The organism is Empedobacter sp. 225-1 (assembly GCF_030328185.1).
Classification (GTDB): domain Bacteria; phylum Bacteroidota; class Bacteroidia; order Flavobacteriales; family Weeksellaceae; genus Empedobacter; species Empedobacter stercoris.
The window spans coordinates 37,860-57,877 of record NZ_JACALO010000018.1 but is presented as its reverse complement, the minus strand read 5'-3'; the positions used below and the strand labels follow the sequence as shown (position 1 = coordinate 57,877).

The window sequence follows — 20,018 nt, the reverse complement described above, 5'->3', positions numbered from 1 at the left end:
GTTAAGCCTGCCTGCGCCGATGGTACTGCTATTGCGGGAGAGTAGGTCGTCGCCAGTTTTTATCAAAAGCCTCAAGAAATAATCTTGAGGCTTTTTTGTGTTTAGATTTTTTTGAGATGTTAGTAATTAGATGTTAGTAATTAGATATTAGTAATTAGATATTAGAGCTTCACGCAGCTGAAATGCGTTCTTTTGGTCTAAGTTCTCGATACAAAAATCACAGATTTTTACTCGAATTGACGAATAGTTGAGATTCTTCATTAAACTCACAGAATGACAGATTTATTAATGTCTTATGGTTATAACTTAAAACCCGCGTTAGGGATAGTAGTGGAAATCCTTTTGTTTGACAAAGGATTTTGTTTTTAGGTGCTATGTTACTCCAAACAAAAGATTGCAGCGGATAGCCCGACCGAGCGCTAAGGGATTCATATAATTTAATAGGATGCTAGTTGGCGAGGGAACGCCCAGAAAGAAATTATTTAAGTTTAATTGTTGTTGTAAAGTTTAATACAATATTGCTGAAACTAAATTATATAAAAAATCCTGATAATATAAATTACCAGGATTTGTATAGCGTGTAAGAAAAATTTTTATTCTAAAATTTTAAGAACTTTTGTTGTTCTAGCGCGAGAAGCTTCGATTAAATCGGCTTGACCTAAATCTTCACCGTAAGAAGGAATCATTGTTTTGATTGCGTCATTCCAATCGTTTTTCATTAAATCAGGGAAACATTGTTTCATTAAGTTTAGCATTGCACTTACTGAAGTAGATGCTCCTGGAGATGCGCCTAATAAGGCTGACATTGATCCGTCTTGAGAGGTTACGATTTCAGTACCAAATTTTAAAGTACCTTTTCCGTCTTGTTGCTCGATTACTTGAACACGTTGACCTGCAGTTTGCTCAAACCAATCATCTAATTTCGCTTCAGGTAAATATTCTTGTAAAGATTCAACCTTTTTAGCTTTTGATAACATCACTTGTTCGATCAAGTATTTTGTTAAGTCGATGTTGTTTAAACCACAATTCATCAAGAAACCTACATTACCTAAATTTACAGATTTAAATAAATCTAAGTTAGATCCGTATTTTAAGAATTTAGTTGAGAATGTGGCAAATGGACCAAATAACAAAGATTGTTTACCATCAATAACGCGTGTATCTAAGTGAGGAACAGACATTGGTGGTGCACCAATTTTTGCTTTTCCGTATACTTTTGCATGATGTTGTTTGATGACTTCTTCGTTTTGACATATCAACCATTGTCCACCAACAGGGAAACCACCAAATTTTTTCGATTCTGGAATTCCAGATTTTTGCAACAATAAAATTGCTCCTCCACCTGCACCAATAAACACAAAGTCTGCATTTACAGCTTTATTATTCCCCGATTTTAAATCTTTTACTTTTACTGCCCATTTACCGTTGCTAAGACGAGTTAAGTCTTTTACTTCATGTTCAGTTTCAAGTGTGATTTCGTTTTTGTTTTTTAAACCTTGGAAAATTTGACGAGTTAACTCACCAAAATTAACATCAGTTCCTAAATTCATGTGCGTTGCCGCAACTTTTTCAGATTCATTTCTACCATTTACAATCAACGGAGCCCATTCTTTGATTTTTGCAAAATCTTCAGAATATTCCATGTCTTTGAATAAAGGGTGTTGAGATAGTTTTTCGTAACGTTTTCTCAAGAAATTCACATCATCTTCTCCCCAAACAAAAGACATGTGTGGAGTTGGACGTAAGAATTTTTCTGGAGAAGAAACATAATTATTTTCAACTAAGTAAGACCAAAATTCTTTCGAAGTTTCAAATTGTTTTGCAATGTTAATTGCTTTGTCAATGTTTACATTACCATTTTTGTCAATAGGTGTATAATTCAATTCACAAAAAGCAGAATGACCTGTACCAGCATTATTGAAAGCGTCAGAACTTTCAAATCCAATTTTATCTAATTTTTCGAAAACAGAAATCTTAATAGCCGGATTTATTTTTTTAAGAAGTATGCTTAATGTAGCACTCATTATTCCAGCACCAATTAATACTACCTCTTGAGGTTGTTTTTCCATTTTTCAAAAATATATTTACGTTGCAAAGGTATTAATAAATAGCCTTTTTCACGAAATAATATGCAGTAAAAACAATGATTTATTACATAAATTATTGTTTTGAGATGATTTGAAATGAATTTACTTTATCATATTGCTTTCAGATTCTGTATTTCCAATAGTATCAATTATGTCTTCATAAGATAAATCTGCTTCGAAAGCCTTTTTATTAACAACTGTTGTATTCGAAATTTTGTCGTGCCAACCATTTTCTCCTAAAAAAGTAAGTACGTCAAAAGGAATAAGACGACATAGATTGCGGTTAAAATAATCTTTTGTAGTAGGTTCAGAACCATCAATCATTACAACTTTAGTGCCTGTAATTAGTTTTCCTAAAGAACGACCTTTGGTTAAAAATTCAGACAGAAAAATTAATAATATATAGAAAATTGCTGTAATAATTCTGTCGAGAAGTGGATTGATATTTTCTAACTGATATAGAATGTTGCTTTCTGGATTAATTAAGACTATAATTGTTGCGATTATACCAAAAAAAAGCATTGTTACTAAAATAATTGATACATAATCAATTATAAAGTTTAGAAAGCGAATTCCCTTGTTAGCTTTGTGTTCACCAACTTTGTAATCTTGATACATACTATTTTTTTTAATGTTAATTAGTTATAAATATATAATAATGAACGAATAATTAAAATTATTTTGAAGATATTATTTAACCTAAATTTTGTCTTCTATCCAGCGTCTAAGATTAATGTAATTGGTATTTCGTCTTAATAATTCTTGGCTGTCAGCATTTTTTAAAAATTGATCTAATTCTTTAAACGCTTTTACTTTTTCGTTTGGATACAAATCATTCAATTCAATAAAAAACAAACTAATTTTTCGCGTAATGATGTTACTGTTTTTCATTTTCTTGCAAAATTGATGTGTTTTATAGGAATAAGTATCCAAATCTTGATCATTGCCAGAATCATACAAATTCATCATGATTAAAACCAATGTATAAAAATGTAAATCTTCCTGAATACTCGCTTCACTACTGATAATTTTTTGACAATATTCGAACGAATGATCCCAATCGTTGTTTAGAAAATAATAGGCAGCGATTTTAAGGTAAAGTACCGAAATATGGTGATTATCGATTTTATGTTGATGTAATTTTATTTCTCGTAGAATATCTTTAATCAAAAAAGGACTGATATTTTCTTTTGGATTGATAAAAAAGTAATTCAATTTGCTATTGAATTTATTGATGAACCAAAGCGCTTCTACATTATCATTTTGAGGTAAAATCTCATAAGCTGATTCTAACTTATCAAACCAAAATTTAAATTCGTCTGAATTTTTTTTCAGGTACAAAATTTTTAATAGATAGCTGTTTCCTTTAATAAACCAAACGGGATGACTAAGAATACGGTCTTTTTTTTCGTAAAATAATTCCACCCATTTTTTAGAAAATTCATAAGCTGAATCTAAGTTTTGTGTTAACATCGACAACCATACATTTGCCTTGTAAAACCAAAGTTTTTCTTTGAATTTTAAGAGATTGAAATTAATATTTTGGGTTTCTGAATTGAAAAAGTTTTGAATTCTATTTATTTCTTCTTCATCTTTTGCATATCCATTTTCGAGTAGAATACTGTATAATTTAAGCGACAAATTTGATAATTTACTTGCTTGTAATTTCTGTAAACTTAACTCTTCAGATTGTTTAATTAATCAGCACGTCCGTAAATACTTCGAGTAATAAATTGAGATTCTATTATTTTTTCGAGTTCTAAAATATCGTATGCGATTGCTTTTTCATCAAAATCTAAGGCTTGTGATTTGGCTTTGTCTAACATTTTTAGACTTTGTTTATGTAATCCTTTTTGATATAAAATCGTTGCAAAATCAAACTGTTCACGTATTTGCATTCTTGAATTTTGCTGAGAAGGATTCATTCTCAAACTAATTAAAATTTGTTTATATAAATGAGCTTTTAGGTTTGATAATTGTTGTTTAGTTGTAATTTTTTTCTTTAAAATGATTGTTTCATCATATTCATTCAACTTATCTAATACATCAAATAATAACAAAAATTTTGCATCTGCATTTATCTGCAAACGATTAACGTAAAGCTTAAATTGACGTTTTTCGGAACGATTTAAAGACTTTATTAAACTAAATAGAGCATCTTTATTATAATTTGACATTGTAATTAATCTTAAGTTAAGTTGTTGAAAAGCAATATTTTATCACGAGTAAAACAGCTTTAAGAATTGTAAAAGGTATTCTGTTTTAGAAACTTAAAGTTAGCACATTTTTATTTTTACATTACAATAACAATCAAAACAAATTGCTATGAGTGCTGAAAAGATTCAAATTTTTGATACAACGTTAAGAGATGGAGAGCAAGTTCCTGGTTGCAAATTAAACAAAAAACAAAAGTTAGATATTGCTGCGAGATTAGACGAGTTAGGAGTAGATGTGATTGAAGCTGGTTTTCCAATTTCAAGTCCAGGAGATTTCGATGCTGTAAATGCAATATCGAAATTGGTAAAGAATGCAACTGTATGTGGTTTGACTCGCGCAAACAAAAAAGATATAGAGTCGGCAGCAAAGGCTTTGCAATTTGCTCAAAAACCAAGAATTCATACCGGAATTGGTACTTCGGATTCTCATATCATTCATAAATTTAATTCGAATCGTGAGGTAATCATAGAACGCGCTGTAGAAGCTGTTGCTTATGCAAAAACGTTTGTAGATGATGTAGAGTTTTATGCTGAAGATGCAGGACGTACAGACAATGTTTTTTTAGCACAAGTTTGTGAAGAAGTAATTAAAGCGGGTGCTACAGTGCTTAATATTCCAGATACAACCGGTTATTGTTTACCTTTTGAGTATGGAAATAAAATAAAATATTTGAAAGATCATGTTCAAGGAATTGATCGTGTGATTATTTCTTGTCACAATCATAATGATTTAGGTTTGGCTACTGCTAATGCGGTTGCGGGAGCAATAAATGGAGCACGTCAAATTGAATGTACAATTAATGGAATAGGTGAGCGTGCAGGAAATACAGCTTTAGAAGAAATCGTTATGATTTTTAAACAACACAAAGAACTTAATTTTTATACAGATATCAATACTCAAATGTTAACGGAGTTAAGTCAATTAACATCAGAAACTATGGGTATAATGGTTCAACCTAATAAGGCGATTGTAGGTTCAAATGCTTTTGCACATAGTTCTGGAATTCATCAAGATGGTGTAATTAAGAACCGTGAAACTTATGAAATTATTAATCCTGCAGATGTTGGTGTAAACGAATCATCTATTATTTTAACAGCTCGTAGTGGACGTTCAGCCTTAGCGTATCGTTTAAAAGATATTGGTTTTGAGACTTCTAAAAATGAATTAGATGTTTTATATGAACAGTTTTTAGCCATTGCAGATACTAAAAAAGAAGTAGTTCGCGAAGATTTACTTGGATTAATGCATCAATTTAACCAAACAACACAAAGAAAATTTGCATGAGAACATTATTTGATAAAGTGTGGGATGCACACGTTGTTAGCCAGGTGGAAGATGGACCACAAGTGATTTATATTGATAAACATTTGATTCATGAAGTAACAAGCCCACAGGCTTTTTCTGAATTGGAAGCGAGAAACATTCCAGTTTTTAGACCAGATCAAATTGTAGCAACCGCAGATCACAATGTGCCAACAATCGATCAAGATCAACCAATTCGAGATCCATTATCTAAACAACAATTAGAACAATTAGCCATTAATTGCGAAAAAAATAACATTACATTTTATGGTTTAGGACACCCTTATCAAGGAATTGTTCATATCATTTCACCAGAATTAGGAATTACACAACCTGGAATGAGCATGGTTTGTGGTGATAGTCATACTTCTACGCATGGTGCATTTGGAGCAATTGCATTCGGAATTGGAACCAGTCAAGTCGCACAGGTTTTTGCAAGTCAATGTTTGTTGATGAATAAACCAAAATCGATGCGAATTAAAGTCAATGGAAAATTAAATCCGAATGTTCAACCAAAAGATGTGATTTTATATATCATTTCTAAAGTTGGAACAAATACCGGAACAGGATATTTCTGTGAATATGCGGGAGATGTTTTTGAAAAGATGTCTATGGAAGGACGAATGACAGTATGTAATATGTCGATTGAAATGGGAGCTCGTGGAGGAATGATTGCACCTGATCAAACAACTTTTGATTATTTAAAAAACAAACCATTTGCACCGAAAGGAGAGGAATGGGAACAAAAAGTGGCGTATTGGAAAACCTTAGCAAGCGATGCAGATGCTGTTTTTGATGAAGAAATAGAATTTGATGCAGCTGATATTTTTCCAATGATTACGTTTGGAACGAATCCGGGAATGGGAATTTCGGTGAAAGATATGATTCCTTCGAAAGATTCATTAAACGAAAATGAAAAAGAATCGTTTGAAAAAGCATTGAAATATATGGGCTTCCAAGATAATCAATCGATCATCAATCATCCAATTGATTACGTATTTATCGGGAGTTGTACCAATGCGAGAATCGAAGATTTGCGTCAAGTTGCAGATTATGTAAAAGGAAAACAGCGCAATAAAAATGTAATAGCGTGGATTGTTCCAGGATCAAAACAAGTAGAAAAGCAAGCAATAGAAGAAGGTTTGGATAAAATTTTTGAAGCCTCTGGTTTCAAATTGAGAGAACCAGGTTGTTCGGCTTGTTTGGCGATGAACGATGATAAAGTTCCGGAAGGAAAATACTGTGTATCGACTTCGAATAGAAATTTTGAAGGTCGTCAAGGTCCTAATTCAAGAACATTATTAGCAAGTCCTTTGGTGGCAGCAGCAGCAGCAGCAGCAATTCACGGGAAAATTGTTGATATCAATTAAAATTAACACAAGATGGATTCAATCAATCAACTAAAATCATCGGCAGTACCGATTAAAATAGAAAATATAGATACCGATCAAATTATTCCAGCTCGTTTCTTGAAAGCGATTAGCAGAGAAGGTTTTGGAGATAATTTATTCAGAGATTGGAGATTTAATCAAGAGAATGAAAGAATTAATGATTTTCCATTAAATGATACAAAGTTTGAAGGGAAAATTTTAGTTGCTGGTAAAAATTTTGGTTGTGGAAGTAGTCGCGAACACGTAGCTTGGGCAATCAAGGATTATGGATTTGATGTTGTGATTAGTAGTTATTTCGCAGATATCTTTAAAGGAAATGCATTAAACAATGGGATTTTACCAATTGTTGTTTCGGATGAAGTTTTAAATCAAATCTTTGAAATCATCGACCAAAACCCTTCAACAGAATTTGAAATTGATTTAGAAAAACAAACCTTAAAAATTCAAGATCAAACCATCAACTTTGATGTTGATTCATATAAAAAAATCTGTTTATTAAATGGATATGATGACATTGATTTTTTAATCAGTCAAAAAGATAAAATAGAAACTTACGAACAAAACCATAAATCTTTACAACATGAAAACGCATAAAATAGCAGTACTTTCTGGAGATGGAATAGGAACAGAAGTGGTTTCGGAAACAATAAAAGTTCTGAATGTAGTTGAACAACTTTTTAAATATAATTTCGAATTTGAGGAAGCTTTAATTGGAGCTATAGCAATTGACGAAACAGGAAATCCTTTGCCTGACGAAACATTACAATTATGTAAAAATGCTGATGCAGTGTTGTTCGGTTCTATTGGAGATCCAAAATATGATAATAATCCGAACGCTAAAGTTCGTCCCGAACAAGGTTTGTTAAAGCTGAGAAAGGAACTTGGTTTATTTGCAAATATCCGACCGATCAAAGCTTACGAATCTTTGTTGGGGAAAAGCCCATTGAAACGATCATACATAGAAGGTACGGACATGGTTATTTTTCGTGAGTTGATTAATGGGATATATTTTGGTGAAAAATATACGGCTCAAGATGGTTCGCATGCGTATGATACCTGTTCGTATAACAGAAAAGACATCGAGCAAATTACGCATTTGGCTTTTCAGGAAGCCATGAAACGACGCAAGAAAGTTACATTAGTTGATAAAGCAAATGTGTTGGATACTTCTCGTTTATGGCGAAAAGTTGCGATGGATATTAGCCATGATTATCCTCAAGTTGAATTAGATTTTTTGTTTGTTGATAATGCTGCAATGTAACTAATCATCAATCCAAAACAATTTGATGTGATTTTGACTGAGAATATGTTTGGTGATATTATTTCAGACGAAGGAAGTGTGATTGGTGGAAGTATAGGTTTATTGCCTTCGGCTTCTATTGGGACAGAAAATGCATTGTTCGAGCCAATTCATGGATCATATCCACAAGCAAAAGGAAAAGGAATTGCAAATCCGATGGCTTCTATTTTGAGTGCAGCAATGATGTTGCGTTATTTAGGATTAGAAGAAGGTGCAAAAGCAATAGAAAATGCAGTTGAAAATGCAATTAATAATTTGATTGTAACTACAGATTTAGATGAAACGAGTGATTATTCCACTTCTGTTGTGTCAAATTATATTGTTAAGATATTATTGAGCGATCATGATCATCATTCATATTTCAATTTTGAAAATGTATTGATGGGAAAATCGACGATTATATAGTTTTTATTATTTATGACATAATGAAAAAGCCATTCAGAGTTCTGAATGGCTTTTTCTATGCGTTTATTTTTACATTACACTTCTCTTTCAGTATAAGTTAATTATGTATATTAAGAGAAACAGATAAGTTTTTTATGTAGTTATAAGCAGAGTTAAAGAGTTTAATCGACATAACCTTACTGTGTTTTAGGTTGCTAATAATAAGGTTAGGTAGATTGAATTAAAACCTGTGCAGCTTTTGTGCAACTCCTGCTTAGGTTTTAATAAGAAGTAGTGCAGTTTTTATTATAAATGTTATGATGGAATCAAATAAAGGTCTTGTTAAGGCTCTAAATTCTTAACAAGGTTACTTATTTTTTATAAGCAATATCAAAAAAAAACCTTGTCAAAGTATTACTATGACAAGGTTTTGATATTGTTATGAGTTGATGATTACATCATTCCTGGCATTCCACCACCCATTGGTGGCATAGCAGGCTCATCTTTTTTAATTTCTGTCACAACAGCTTCAGTAGTAATTAACATACCAGCAACAGAAGCAGCGTTTTCTAATGCAACACGAGCAACTTTAGTTGGATCAATTACTCCAGCTTCGATCATGTTTACATATTCGTCAGTTTTTGCATTGTATCCGAAATCGCCTGTTCCTTCTTTTACTTTTGCAACAACTACAGAACCTTCACCACCAGCATTGTGAACAATTTGGCGTAATGGTTCTTCGATAGCGCGCGTTACAATTTTAACACCTGTAGCTTCGTCAGCATTAGTTGTTTCGATTGATAAGTTAGCTAAAGCTCTAACAAAAGCAACACCACCACCAGCAACGATACCTTCTTCTACAGCAGCACGAGTTGCATGTAAAGCATCGTCTACACGGTCTTTGATTTCTTTCATTTCAACTTCAGAAGCAGCACCAACGTATAATACAGCAACACCTCCAGCTAATTTAGCTAAGCGTTCTTGTAATTTTTCGCGGTCATAATCAGAAGTTGTTGTTTCGATTTGAGCTTTGATTTGGTTTACACGAGTTTTAATTTGTTCTGCATCACCAGCACCGTTAACAACTGTTGTGTTGTCTTTGTCGATAACTACTCTTTCAGCAGTTCCTAACATTTCTAAAGTAGCCGTTTCTAACGTGATTCCTTGCTCTTCAGAAATAACTGTACCACCTGTTAAGATAGCGATATCTTGTAACATTGCTTTACGACGATCACCAAAACCTGGCGCTTTAACAGCAGCAATTTTTAATGAACCTCTTAAGCGGTTAACCACTAAAGTAGCTAAAGCTTGACCTTCTACTTCTTCAGAAATGATTAAAAATGGACGACCTGATTGAGCAACTGGCTCTAATAGAGGTAAGATTTCTTGTAGGTTAGAGATTTTTTTCTCACATAATAAAATGTAAGGATTCTCTAATTCAGCAATCATTTTATCTGCGTTTGTAACGAAGTAAGGCGATTGGTATCCACGGTCAAATTGCATACCTTCTACAACGTCAACATACGTTTCAGTTCCTTTTGCTTCTTCAACAGTGATAACACCTTCTTTTCCTACTTTAGAGAAAGCTTCTGCGATTAATGATCCGATTGTATCATCGTTATTTGCAGAGATAGAAGCAACTTGTTTGATTTTTTCTGAAGAATCACCAACTTCTTGTGATTGTTCTCTTAAGTTTGCAACGATTCCAGTAACAGCTTTGTCGATACCACGTTTCAAGTCCATTGGATTTGCACCAGCAGCAACGTTTTTCAAACCTTCGCGAACGATAGCTTGCGCTAAAACTGTAGCAGTAGTTGTACCGTCACCAGCAACGTCGTTAGTTTTAGAAGCTACTTCTTTTACCATTTGAGCACCTAAGTTTTCGATTGGATCTTCCAATTCGATTTCTTTCGCAACAGAAACTCCATCTTTTGTTACGTGTGGAGCACCGAAAGATTTTTCTAAAACTACGTTACGACCTTTTGGTCCTAAAGTTACTTTAACTGCATTTGCTAATGCATCAACACCTCTTTTTAAAGCGTCTCTTGATTCAATATCGAATTTAATATCTTTTGCCATTTTTTATAAGTTTTGTTGTCTTAAGTCTTAAGTCTTAAGTCGAATATGATTAAAAATTAAAAATAAGTTACTTTGTACTTAATACATTTTACTAATTACAACTAAATTTAGATGATAGCCAAAATATCAGCTTCACGCATAATTAAGTAGTCTTTACCTTCTAATTTTAATTCAGTTCCTGAATATTTTCCGTAAAGAACTTTGTCTCCAACTGCAACAGTCATTGGTTCATCTTTTTTACCATTACCAACTGCTACAACGATTCCTTCTTGTGGTTTTTCTTTTGCTGAATCTGGGATAATAATTCCTGATGCTGTTTTAGTTTCTGCAGGAGCAGGCTCAATAACCACTCGATCTGCTAATGGTTTAATGTTTAATTGTGACATATTTGTATTTTTATTTTAATAATTGATGGTTTTAATTCAACGAAAAACGTGCCAATAGATAATTTCTGCCATTATGGATAAGTTAATTTCATTCCTTAAAACAAAAATGCCAAGCTGTCAGACAACTTGGCATTTTAAGCAATTTTATATGCGATTATTTTTTAATAATAATTTTCTTTGAGAATTGCTCACTTCCAGTTTCGATAGAAACAATGTACACACCGTTTGGTAGATTAGTTAAATCTAATTGCTGAGTTTTAGCTGATTTTAAGTTATTTGTATAAACTGTTTTTCCAGTTAAATCTGCAACGGTAACTTTCGCTGATACAATTGATTTTGCAAAGTTAACATTAACAATACCATTTGATGGATTTGGAGAAATTGTAGCAAGGTCTTTTGTGTTAAGATCTAATGTTGCTAATTTGTCCGAAACTTCGAAATTCGCTGTATTTACAGCTAAGAATACATTATCAATTGCTTTGATCATAATGCGAGCTTCTTTTGTTAACTGGATATCCGAAGGAACTGTAAATTCGTATGTACCATTATTTGGTGTTGTTTCTGCTAAGACATAATCAAAGTTTTTACCACCATCTACAGATAATAAAATTTTCACATTTTGTGTGTCAATTCCATTTGCATCAGTTCCTGCTACATCCCAAGTAATAGTTGCTGGTAAATTATGTGTCCAATGATCTGTTTCAGATTGAGAAGTTACTTTAAATGGTCCAACATTTTTCACGTTTAAAGTAATATTTTCACGTGCTGTTTGTCCGCCTTTAGGATTATTATCTCTAACTAAAATAGAGAATCTTAACGAACGAGATACACTTGGAATTACTTCCCAAGTCATTGGTGTTGGATTTGTTTCAAAAGTTAACTTTCCTTCAACGATGGATTTTAAATTAGGGAAATATCTATAACTTTCTGTTGTAGGATTAAGTGATCTAAAAGTAGGTCCTGCTGTATTAGTTGATACTGGCGGTTGTGTTGCGATTTGAGTATCTATTTGTTCCCAGTTATACGTGATGGCATCTCCGTCTTGATCTGTAGCTTTAGCGTCTAATACAAATGCAGTAGAATGTGGTATACCGTACGATAGTTTATCGATTTGAATTACAGGTTCATTATTTCCTGAATCTGTGTTTACCGAACAACTTCCTGCTGCTGAAGTGATAAAAGTGTAGATGTTATTTACACTAACTGTTGAGAAATATGGATCACTATTGTTTTGTATATTAGGAGGACAAATACCTGCATAAGCCATAATTGTGCTTCCACTTCCAGGTTCTACAGCTGTTGCTCCAGAACGATTTCCACCACACGAATTATTGAAAGTATGAGGAGCACCAAATTGATGTCCCATTTCATGTGCTACATAATCAATATAAAAAGGATCGTTGATAGGAGAATTTAAACCAGTAACTCCACCAGCTTTATAAGAACCGCAAGGGCTTTTTAGATAGGCTACTCCGCCACCTCCAGTTGAAAAGACATGACCTACATCGTAATTCTCTACACCAATTTCTCTATCGATAACAGTTTGGTTTTGCCCCAACATAGTTGATCCGTTATTGTTTGTGTATTCATCGCTGGTGATAAAAACAATTTTATCATTGTTTTCTACCAATTCCATTGTTACACCAAATTCTCTTTCATAAACACCATTTACTCTGGTCATTGCTACATTCATAGCAGACATTACAGCAACTCTTTTTTCTTCTTCTGTTCCTCCTGCTAATCCAGCTCTATTAAAATGATATCTCGAGTATTCTATTGTCGTAGCAAGCGCTAAGCGGTATTTTCTTAATTTACCATCGTTTGCAATTTTATTTACAGGTAGATCATTTGTTATTTGATTGATCAAATTCTGTTGATATACATTATCTGTATGACAGACGAAGTTTGTGTTATCATCAACATTTTTTCTGCTGTAAGAAATATAAGTAGATAAATCTTCTGTGTATGCATCGATATAAGAAATTTCATTTCCTTTGTTTATCATTGCACTCAAACCATGATAAGGCGAATAACTAAATCGGATAGTAGATTTTCCGTCAACAGATTTTCCAACATACGATTTAATCATGTTATATTTTTCTTGTAGCTTAGGAGCCATGATTGATGATTCTTCTACAAGATATTTCGTCAATTCACCCGATTCATTCGGAATGTAAACTAAATTTGGTTGATTACTTCCCTTATTTGCTACAGAATTTAAATCGTTTACTAAACTGCTAACATCTAATTTAAATAATTTAAATTCTTTTGGAACAGTAGATCTTTCTACTAAATTGGTTGGTTGATAATTCTTATTCTTCAATTCTTGCCAGTGATTAACTTGTGCAAAAAGAGAAGTTCCTCCCATAAGTAGAGATAAGATAATAAATTTTGATTTCATAAATTTTTAATATTCAAGTGTTAAATAATTAATTTCTTTTGGAATTTCTATAAATAATAAGTTGACAGATTTGTCAGCTTCATCTTTAATTTTCTCTAATTTTAAAATGTTTTTTTTAGAAACATTTTTTAACTCTAAGATTTCATAACGTTCAATATCTGCTTTACAAATAACGGCTACATTTTTGGTTGTAAAGTCTATAATTTCTAAAGGCGAATTTCTTTCTCCAGGAACAATTAATGATTTTTGAAACGTGTCAAAATCTTTCATGTTTGTGAAAACGTTAATTTCATTTTTACAGCCATTTCTGTCAAAAGCAATTCTAAAAACATTTAATTCATCTTTAGAAATTGTTTTTAAAACCTTTTGTTGTCCGCAACCAATAAGAAAAATAGATATTAATATTATAAGAAAGTAATAGTGCTTCATATTGAATGTTTAAAACTAAATTAAGAATAATAATTTAATTTGAAGTAAAAAAAAAGCGAATCATTTATCTGATTCGCTTTTTGATCTATGTTTTTTCTAAAAAAAAATTACTTCACTGGTTGAGCTGGTAATTGATTTTGACTTGCTCCGTCTTGTGTTGGTTGCGTTGGTAAATTATTAGCTGGTGCCGTTACATTTGGTTTAATAGGTTTTATTGCATTTGGATTCTCGTGTGTAATTCCTGCTCCAATTATTAAAACAATAACAGCGATAAATAATCCCCAAGTTGTATTGTCTAAGAATTTATTTGTTCTTTGAACTCCAAACATTTGGCTTCCTCCTCCGCCACCAAAAGTAGAAGATAATCCACCTCCTTTAGGGTTTTGAGATAATACAATTAATACTAATAATATACATAAAATCATGATCATAATCATGAAAAACTGAAATAGTCCCATTTTATTATTTAGAGTTTTTTAAATTTTCAATTTCTTTAATTCGATTTGCAAATAAACTATTTTTTTCTGGATATTTCAAAATTAATATCTTATAAGCTTTAATTGCCTTATCATATTTTTTTTGCTCAATGTAAATTTGAGCCAAGGTTTCGGTCATCAAATCCGAATATTCTTCTGTGTTTTGAACAAAATTTGATGGGGTATTAGCTGGCGTAATATCTGTTTTTTTCATCGGAACGATTTTTGGATTTTTTTCCAAAAAGTCGTCAATCAACTTATATTTTATTTCTCGTTCAGCAATTTCTTGTTCTTCTTCAATCTCTTTTTGAGTTTTTGATTGAGAAGGAACTTTTTTTAACCAATCGGTAAAAGAAAACGTTGATTCTGAGTTATTATTATCTCCAATTTCAACTTTCTGATCATTTACTTCTGGTTTCGATTCTTCGATAACTTCAATTGTTTCAGCTAAAATTTCTACCTCATTTTTGACAGAATTATTTTCAATTAGTTCTATTTCAGAAGTTTGTTGTACAGCATTTGCAATATCATTTATTGAAGTTTTATCTTCTTTAGAAGTCGAAATTTCTACTACTTCGTTTGTGATTTCAGCGACTTCGTTTAGTTCATCTTCCGAAATAATATCAACCACATGATCTGTTCTCAATTCAGATTCTTCGGTATAATTTTCGATCATTTCATCAACAATATCTTCATTGACATCGTCGGAATTATCTTTAGAAATGATATTATTGACAAATTGCTCTCTGTTTTCTTCTATATTCTCATCAGTTACTTCGGTTGTATCGTTGTTTTGCTCAACAATTTTAGCTGTAGATTCATCTGAACTAACTTCAGAATTGATTTTATTTTCAACTAATTCTTCCTCTTTTTCGTCTTCAATAATCAAAGGGATTGTTTCTGTTTCTTTTTTTATTGGTTCAGAATTGATGTAATGATATAAATCGACACGATTACTACTTTGAATTGATGTTTTGTTTAAATAATCTTCAAAAGATGGATGATTTTCTTTTTTTAAACCATAAAGTAACAAAGCACGTAAAGTATAAAAATAAGGATATTTTTCCACTTCTTTTTTTAGAAGAGGAATGTCCGATTTCTCAACTTCGTACGGATGTGCTACTAAATATTCAATTCTAGTCATTGCTCAAATATAAGGTTATTTTTTTACCAATCCATCGCAATCGACGCAAAAACTTGGTCGCGAATATCATCAATAATTAAAGGAACAATTGACGATTCTACTGCACTTAGCATTGCGTTTCCGTCATATAATTGGAAAGCAGAAAATGTTCTGTCGTAGCTTTTTGATTCGTCTTTATTGTTGATGTATCGTACTTTTACATAAATCGTCAAACGGTTTTTCGCTGCAATATCATTCGATTGAATTGCTTCTGGAACAACGTCATATCCTGTAATTTCACCTTCGATAATTAAATCAGAATTTTCGTTCGAATTTAATTTTAATTTCGTTCTACTTCTGAAAATATCTTGAATAGCAATTGTTAAATCTTGACTTAACGTGGGATTTTGTTGCGGTGCATAATTCGGAAAAGTAGCGACATAAATTGTGTTCCAATCTGGTTGAATTGCAGCTCCTGAAAGCGAATATTTTATACAACCTGTTAAACTAAAAACAGCAAAAATGCTAAGAATAACTTGTTTTAATTTGTTCATATTACAAATGATATTGTTTGATTTTACGGTACAATGTACGCTCAGAAATTCCTAATTCGTCAGCCGCCATTTTGCGTTTACCTTTGTGTTTTTCTAATGCCAATTTGATCATTTCTTTTTCATTATCTTGTAAAGAAAGCGATTCTGGCTCCTCAATTGGACTTACATCATACACGTCGTTCGAATAATCGTATTGTGGTTGTTGATATGCAGGTGCTTTTGAAGCTGAATTTGTTGGAACTAAATTATAGTGATTTGGAACAAAATCTTCTTCCGTATCGCTTTGATCTTGGTAAACACGTTGAATCAATTCTTGTGTGTTGCCATTAAAATCATCGACATCTTTGTGTTTAATCAAATCTAAAGTTAATGCACGCAAATCGTTCAAATCTTTTTTCATATCCAATAAAACCTTGAACAATAATTCACGTTCCATAAAATCAGAAGAACTTCCGTCTTTTGATTTATTTGTAACCGTTAACATATTTGAATTATTAGGTAATAATTCGATGATTTTTTCTAACGAAATCACACGTTCTTTTTCTATGACCGAAACCTGTTCAGCAAAATTTCGTAATTGACGAACATTTCCTGGCCAAGAATAATTTGCAATATAATTTTGAGCTTCTGGCGATAGCTCGATGTGTGGCATTCTATATTTATTCGCAAAATCTGAAGCGAATTTTCGAAACAATAAATTAATATCTTCTTTGCGTTCGCGTAAAGCAGGAATATCAATTTGAACAGTATTTAATCGATAATATAAATCTTCTCGAAATTTTCCTTTTTCAACTGCTTCTTTTAGTTTTACATTGGTTGCTGCAACAACACGAACATTGGTTTTCTGCAATTCAGAAGAACCAACTTTCATAAATTCACCAGACTCTAAAATACGTAACAAACGTACTTGCGTTGCTAAAGGTAATTCACCAACTTCATCTAAGAAAATTGTTCCACCATCAGCAACTTCAAAGTACCCTTTTCTCGTTTGAGTAGCTCCAGTAAACGCTCCTTTTTCATGCCCAAATAATTCAGAATCGATTGTTCCTTCTGGAATTGCACCACAGTTTACAGCAATATAATTGTTGTGTTTTCGAGCAGACTGATTGTGAATAATTTTTGGAATAAACTCTTTACCAACACCACTTTCTCCGATTACAAGAACAGAAATGTCGGTAGGTGCAACCTGAACGGCCTTTTCTAAAGCGCGATTCAAGGCTACATTATTTCCAATGATTCCAAAACGTTGTTTGATTGTTTGTAAAGAATCCATGTTTTATTTTTTTAGGTTTTTGAAAAATGATCTATCAAATTTCAATTATTGTCTTATTAAAACCGTCATTTCGGGTAAAAATCTATTCTCGATACAATTTTTAATCATTTCATTAATAAAAATCACTCGAATTGACGAATTTTATTGTTGTATATAATTGACAGATTGATTGTTAAAAAGAATTAATTATCCTTCAATCATTTCACCAATTAAGGTTGCAGTTGTACAGCTATTTGCTTTTACGTTGACAAAATCTCCAACTTTAGTTCCTTCGACTTTAGGGAATACTAAAACTGCATTTTGGGTATTGCGTCCGTACCAGAAATTTTCGTCACGTTTAGAATTTCCTTCAATTAATACTTCATGTACTTTTCCTACATAAGCATTCATACGTTCAGCAGAATGTTTTTGTTGCATTTCGATGATTTCTTGTAATCGACGTTTTTTATCTTCTGGTAGAACATCATCTGGCATTTTTTTGTGTGCAGGTGTTCCTGGACGTTCAGAATAAGCGAACATATAACCGAAATCATATTTCACATATTCCATTAACGATAAAGTATCTTGATGTTCTTCCTCTGTTTCTCCACAGAAACCTGCAATCATATCATGAGATAAAGCACAATCTGGAACGATGCGTCGAATTTTATCAATTAATTCGAAATACTCTTCACGCGTGTGTTGACGATTCATACGTTCTAAAACAGTTGTAGAACCTGATTGAACAGGTAAGTGAATGTATTTACAAATATTCTTATGTTTCGCCATCATTTCTAATACGCCTTCTTCCATATCTTGTGGATTAGAAGTAGAAAAACGTAAACGAATGTTAGGAAATTGCGTTGCAACCATGTCTAATAATTGTGCAAAATCTACTGCTGTTGCTTTCTGAATGTCTGTTGCATTTTTGAAATCTTTTTTTGGACCTCCACCATACCATAAATATGAATCGACGTTTTGACCTAAAAGTGTGATTTCTTTGTATCCATTTTCTGCTAATTCTTTACACTCATTTAAGATAGAATGTGGATCACGAGATCGTTCACGACCACGAGTAAAAGGAACAACACAGAATGTACACATGTTATCGCAACCACGAGTAATCGTAACGAAAGCAGTTACGCCGTTTCCTCCTAAACGAACAGGAGAAATTTCTGCATACGTTTCTTCTTTTGATAATTGTACATTTACTGCATCACGACCATCTTCTACATCATTCAATAAATTTGGTAAATCACGGTATGCATCTGGTCCAACAACGATATCAACTAAATGTTCTTCTTCAAGAAATTTATGTTTTAATCGTTCTGCCATACAACCTAAAACACCAATTTTAAGACTTGGATTTTGTTTTTTGATGGCGTTCAAAGTTGCCAAACGTTTACGAACAGTTTGTTCTGCTTTCTCTCGAATAGAACATGTATTTAATAAGATTAAATCTGCTTCGTCAACTTTTTGTGTTGTTTGGTAACCTTCGTTATTTAGAATAGAGGCAACGATTTCACTATCTGAGAAATTCATTTGACATCCGTAACTTTCTAAGAATAATTTCTTTGTAGCATTACGTGTAGGAGCAGTCATCAAAGCTTCTCCTTGTCTTGCTTCATCTATATGTTTTTCTTCTGTATGCATTCTAAAATGGATATTTTATCGTGCAAAAATAATAAAACTATGTGACATATTGGCAGTAAATTTTTCTTTTGCATTTTATTAACATTTTGTAGATTTGAGAAAACGAAATACTTAAAAAAAAATATGGATAAGAGAGTACAAGATCGAATAGAAGAAAAGCTTCAGAATGGCTTTCAGCTAAAAGCTGGTCAAGTTGTTGAAAAAGCGGGCGATATTTTTAAAGGAATTGCAGGTTATGCGATTTTAGCGGTGTTAATTTATTTTATCACTTTGTGGATTTTGAATATGTTGGTAGGACTTGTTTTTCCTATTTCTATGGATGAAGAGGAGATTCAAGCAATTACAAGTAGTGGTGATCCAGAAGCTGTAATGGAAATGTACCAAGAAATTTTTTCGAGCACTTCTGCAATGGTGTCTATTTTCTTGACGAATATTTTATCAGCTGTTTTGTATCCAATATTATATAGTATTTATACAATGGCTTATAAATATGATTATAAAAAGAATCCAGAATTGAGTGATATTTTTATTCATTACAAAGATGGAAAGTTCTTGAATCTTTTTCTTGTTACATTAGTCGTTCAAATTGTAGGTAGTATTGGGTTAACGTTATGTTTAGTTCCAGGTTTTATTGTTTATACGATGTGGATGTTAGCAGTTCCATTAATTATTTTTGCATCAGCTGATGTAAAAGAAGCCTTAAATTATAGTATGAAGTTAGCTTTCAAAAACTTTGGAAGTTTCTTTGTTGTCTTATTATTAGGAATAGCAATTATAATTCTTGGTTTTATTTTATGTTGTGTAGGACTTATTCCAGCAATTCCATTTGTGTACGTGATGATGTATATACTGTATAGGGAAGTGGTTGGTTTTGACGATCAACAATCAGAAATAGAACAAATCGGAACAGATATTTATAAGGACAATCCTTATATGAAATAGATAAAATTATGGAGCAGTTGAAAATCATTTTTGGCTGCTTCA

At 32.2% G+C, this 20,018-nt stretch carries 17 protein-coding genes and 1 pseudogene; 5 read left to right on the top strand and 13 right to left on the bottom strand.

Annotated elements, in window-relative coordinates; genetic code table 11:
- Positions 1–593: 593 nt before the first annotated feature.
- From mqo to HX088_RS07125, 4 genes are all read right to left on the bottom strand, one after another.
- Positions 594–2,069, bottom strand: a complete 1,476-nt coding sequence (mqo, locus tag HX088_RS07140; protein WP_188319642.1) for a malate dehydrogenase (quinone) — start codon at positions 2,067–2,069, stop codon at positions 594–596.
- 120 nt (positions 2,070–2,189) lie between these two features.
- Positions 2,190–2,705: an RDD family protein gene (locus HX088_RS07135; protein ID WP_188319643.1), complete on the bottom strand. Its 516-nt coding sequence runs from the start codon at positions 2,703–2,705 to the stop codon at positions 2,190–2,192.
- An 81-nt stretch (positions 2,706–2,786) separates the two neighbouring features.
- The gene (locus HX088_RS07130) at positions 2,787–3,728 is read right to left on the bottom strand and encodes a hypothetical protein (RefSeq protein WP_284584128.1); all 942 of its coding nucleotides are present in this window, start codon (positions 3,726–3,728) and stop codon (positions 2,787–2,789) included.
- Positions 3,729–3,784: 56 nt separating this feature from the next.
- Positions 3,785–4,264 carry a hypothetical protein gene (locus HX088_RS07125; protein ID WP_225532499.1) on the bottom strand — a complete coding sequence of 160 codons (480 nt, stop codon included), beginning with the start codon at positions 4,262–4,264 and terminating at the stop codon, positions 3,785–3,787.
- Positions 4,265–4,412: 148 nt separating this feature from the next.
- Here HX088_RS07125 and HX088_RS07120 point away from each other — a divergent pair, with 148 nt between their 5' ends.
- From HX088_RS07120 to leuB, 4 genes and pseudogenes are all read left to right on the top strand, one after another.
- The gene (locus HX088_RS07120; RefSeq protein WP_286483775.1) at positions 4,413–5,588 is read left to right on the top strand and encodes a 2-isopropylmalate synthase; all 1,176 of its coding nucleotides are present in this window, start codon (positions 4,413–4,415) and stop codon (positions 5,586–5,588) included.
- Positions 5,585–6,976 carry a 3-isopropylmalate dehydratase large subunit gene (leuC, locus tag HX088_RS07115; RefSeq protein WP_286483774.1) on the top strand — a complete coding sequence of 464 codons (1,392 nt, stop codon included), beginning with the start codon at positions 5,585–5,587 and terminating at the stop codon, positions 6,974–6,976. Before HX088_RS07120 ends, leuC begins: the two co-directional genes overlap by 4 nt.
- Positions 6,977–6,988: 12 nt before the next feature.
- On the top strand, positions 6,989–7,591 hold the full coding sequence (gene leuD, locus HX088_RS07110; RefSeq protein WP_286483773.1) for a 3-isopropylmalate dehydratase small subunit: 603 nt from the start codon (positions 6,989–6,991) through the stop codon (positions 7,589–7,591).
- Positions 7,578–8,702: pseudogene (gene leuB / locus HX088_RS07105) on the top strand (3-isopropylmalate dehydrogenase). The gene leuD and the pseudogene leuB overlap by 14 nt, the downstream one beginning before the upstream one ends.
- Positions 8,703–9,134: 432 nt before the next feature.
- Here the strand turns inward: leuB and groL are convergent.
- The 9 genes from groL to miaB form a co-directional block, all read right to left on the bottom strand.
- Positions 9,135–10,760, bottom strand: coding sequence for a chaperonin GroEL (gene groL, locus HX088_RS07100; protein ID WP_188319648.1), 1,626 nt, complete (start codon positions 10,758–10,760; stop codon positions 9,135–9,137).
- Between the two features lie 107 nt (positions 10,761–10,867).
- The gene (locus HX088_RS07095; RefSeq protein ID WP_019975019.1) at positions 10,868–11,146 is read right to left on the bottom strand and encodes a co-chaperone GroES; all 279 of its coding nucleotides are present in this window, start codon (positions 11,144–11,146) and stop codon (positions 10,868–10,870) included.
- Positions 11,147–11,300: 154 nt separating this feature from the next.
- Positions 11,301–13,547, bottom strand: coding sequence for a zinc-dependent metalloprotease (locus HX088_RS07090; RefSeq protein WP_284584124.1), 2,247 nt, complete (start codon positions 13,545–13,547; stop codon positions 11,301–11,303).
- Positions 13,548–13,553: 6 nt separating this feature from the next.
- A complete protein-coding gene (locus HX088_RS07085) occupies positions 13,554–13,976 on the bottom strand; it encodes a hypothetical protein (protein ID WP_225542709.1) in 423 nt (140 codons plus the stop codon).
- A 107-nt stretch (positions 13,977–14,083) separates the two neighbouring features.
- Positions 14,084–14,434, bottom strand: coding sequence for a preprotein translocase subunit SecG (gene secG / locus HX088_RS07080; RefSeq protein ID WP_171623173.1), 351 nt, complete (start codon positions 14,432–14,434; stop codon positions 14,084–14,086).
- Positions 14,435–14,438: 4 nt separating this feature from the next.
- On the bottom strand, positions 14,439–15,596 hold the full coding sequence (locus tag HX088_RS07075; protein WP_286483772.1) for a tetratricopeptide repeat protein: 1,158 nt from the start codon (positions 15,594–15,596) through the stop codon (positions 14,439–14,441).
- Positions 15,597–15,619: 23 nt separating this feature from the next.
- Positions 15,620–16,129, bottom strand: a complete 510-nt coding sequence (locus HX088_RS07070; protein ID WP_225540181.1) for an LptE family protein — start codon at positions 16,127–16,129, stop codon at positions 15,620–15,622.
- A gap of 1 nt (position 16,130) precedes the next feature.
- Positions 16,131–17,402 (bottom strand): sigma-54 interaction domain-containing protein, encoded by a 1,272-nt coding sequence (locus tag HX088_RS07065; protein WP_286483771.1) that lies wholly within the window; start codon positions 17,400–17,402, stop codon positions 16,131–16,133.
- 186 nt (positions 17,403–17,588) lie between these two features.
- Entirely contained in the window at positions 17,589–19,034 is a 1,446-nt protein-coding gene (gene miaB / locus HX088_RS07060; protein ID WP_171623177.1) for a tRNA (N6-isopentenyl adenosine(37)-C2)-methylthiotransferase MiaB, read from the bottom strand.
- A gap of 123 nt (positions 19,035–19,157) precedes the next feature.
- Between miaB and HX088_RS07055 the strand changes: the two genes are divergently transcribed.
- Entirely contained in the window at positions 19,158–19,976 is an 819-nt protein-coding gene (locus HX088_RS07055) for a YciC family protein (RefSeq protein WP_284584120.1), read from the top strand.
- Positions 19,977–20,018 lie beyond the last annotated feature (42 nt).

Bases quoted from the DNA above. Each gene is read 5' to 3' on its own strand.
- mqo (WP_188319642.1), bottom strand. From the start codon at position 2,069: ATGGAAAAACAACCTCAAGAGGTAGTATTAATTGGTGCTGGAATAATG.
- HX088_RS07135 (WP_188319643.1), bottom strand. From the start codon at position 2,705: ATGTATCAAGATTACAAAGTTGGTGAACACAAAGCTAACAAGGGAATT.
- HX088_RS07125 (WP_225532499.1), bottom strand. From the start codon at position 4,264: ATGTCAAATTATAATAAAGATGCTCTATTTAGTTTAATAAAGTCTTTA.
- HX088_RS07120 (WP_286483775.1), top strand. From the start codon at position 4,413: ATGAGTGCTGAAAAGATTCAAATTTTTGATACAACGTTAAGAGATGGA.
- leuC (WP_286483774.1), top strand. From the start codon at position 5,585: ATGAGAACATTATTTGATAAAGTGTGGGATGCACACGTTGTTAGCCAG.
- leuD (WP_286483773.1), top strand. From the start codon at position 6,989: ATGGATTCAATCAATCAACTAAAATCATCGGCAGTACCGATTAAAATA.
- groL (WP_188319648.1), bottom strand. From the start codon at position 10,760: ATGGCAAAAGATATTAAATTCGATATTGAATCAAGAGACGCTTTAAAA.
- HX088_RS07095 (WP_019975019.1), bottom strand. From the start codon at position 11,146: ATGTCACAATTAAACATTAAACCATTAGCAGATCGAGTGGTTATTGAG.
- HX088_RS07090 (WP_284584124.1), bottom strand. From the start codon at position 13,547: ATGAAATCAAAATTTATTATCTTATCTCTACTTATGGGAGGAACTTCT.
- HX088_RS07085 (WP_225542709.1), bottom strand. From the start codon at position 13,976: ATGAAGCACTATTACTTTCTTATAATATTAATATCTATTTTTCTTATT.
- secG (WP_171623173.1), bottom strand. From the start codon at position 14,434: ATGGGACTATTTCAGTTTTTCATGATTATGATCATGATTTTATGTATA.
- HX088_RS07075 (WP_286483772.1), bottom strand. From the start codon at position 15,596: ATGACTAGAATTGAATATTTAGTAGCACATCCGTACGAAGTTGAGAAA.
- HX088_RS07070 (WP_225540181.1), bottom strand. From the start codon at position 16,129: ATGAACAAATTAAAACAAGTTATTCTTAGCATTTTTGCTGTTTTTAGT.
- HX088_RS07065 (WP_286483771.1), bottom strand. From the start codon at position 17,402: ATGGATTCTTTACAAACAATCAAACAACGTTTTGGAATCATTGGAAAT.
- miaB (WP_171623177.1), bottom strand. From the start codon at position 19,034: ATGCATACAGAAGAAAAACATATAGATGAAGCAAGACAAGGAGAAGCT.
- HX088_RS07055 (WP_284584120.1), top strand. From the start codon at position 19,158: ATGGATAAGAGAGTACAAGATCGAATAGAAGAAAAGCTTCAGAATGGC.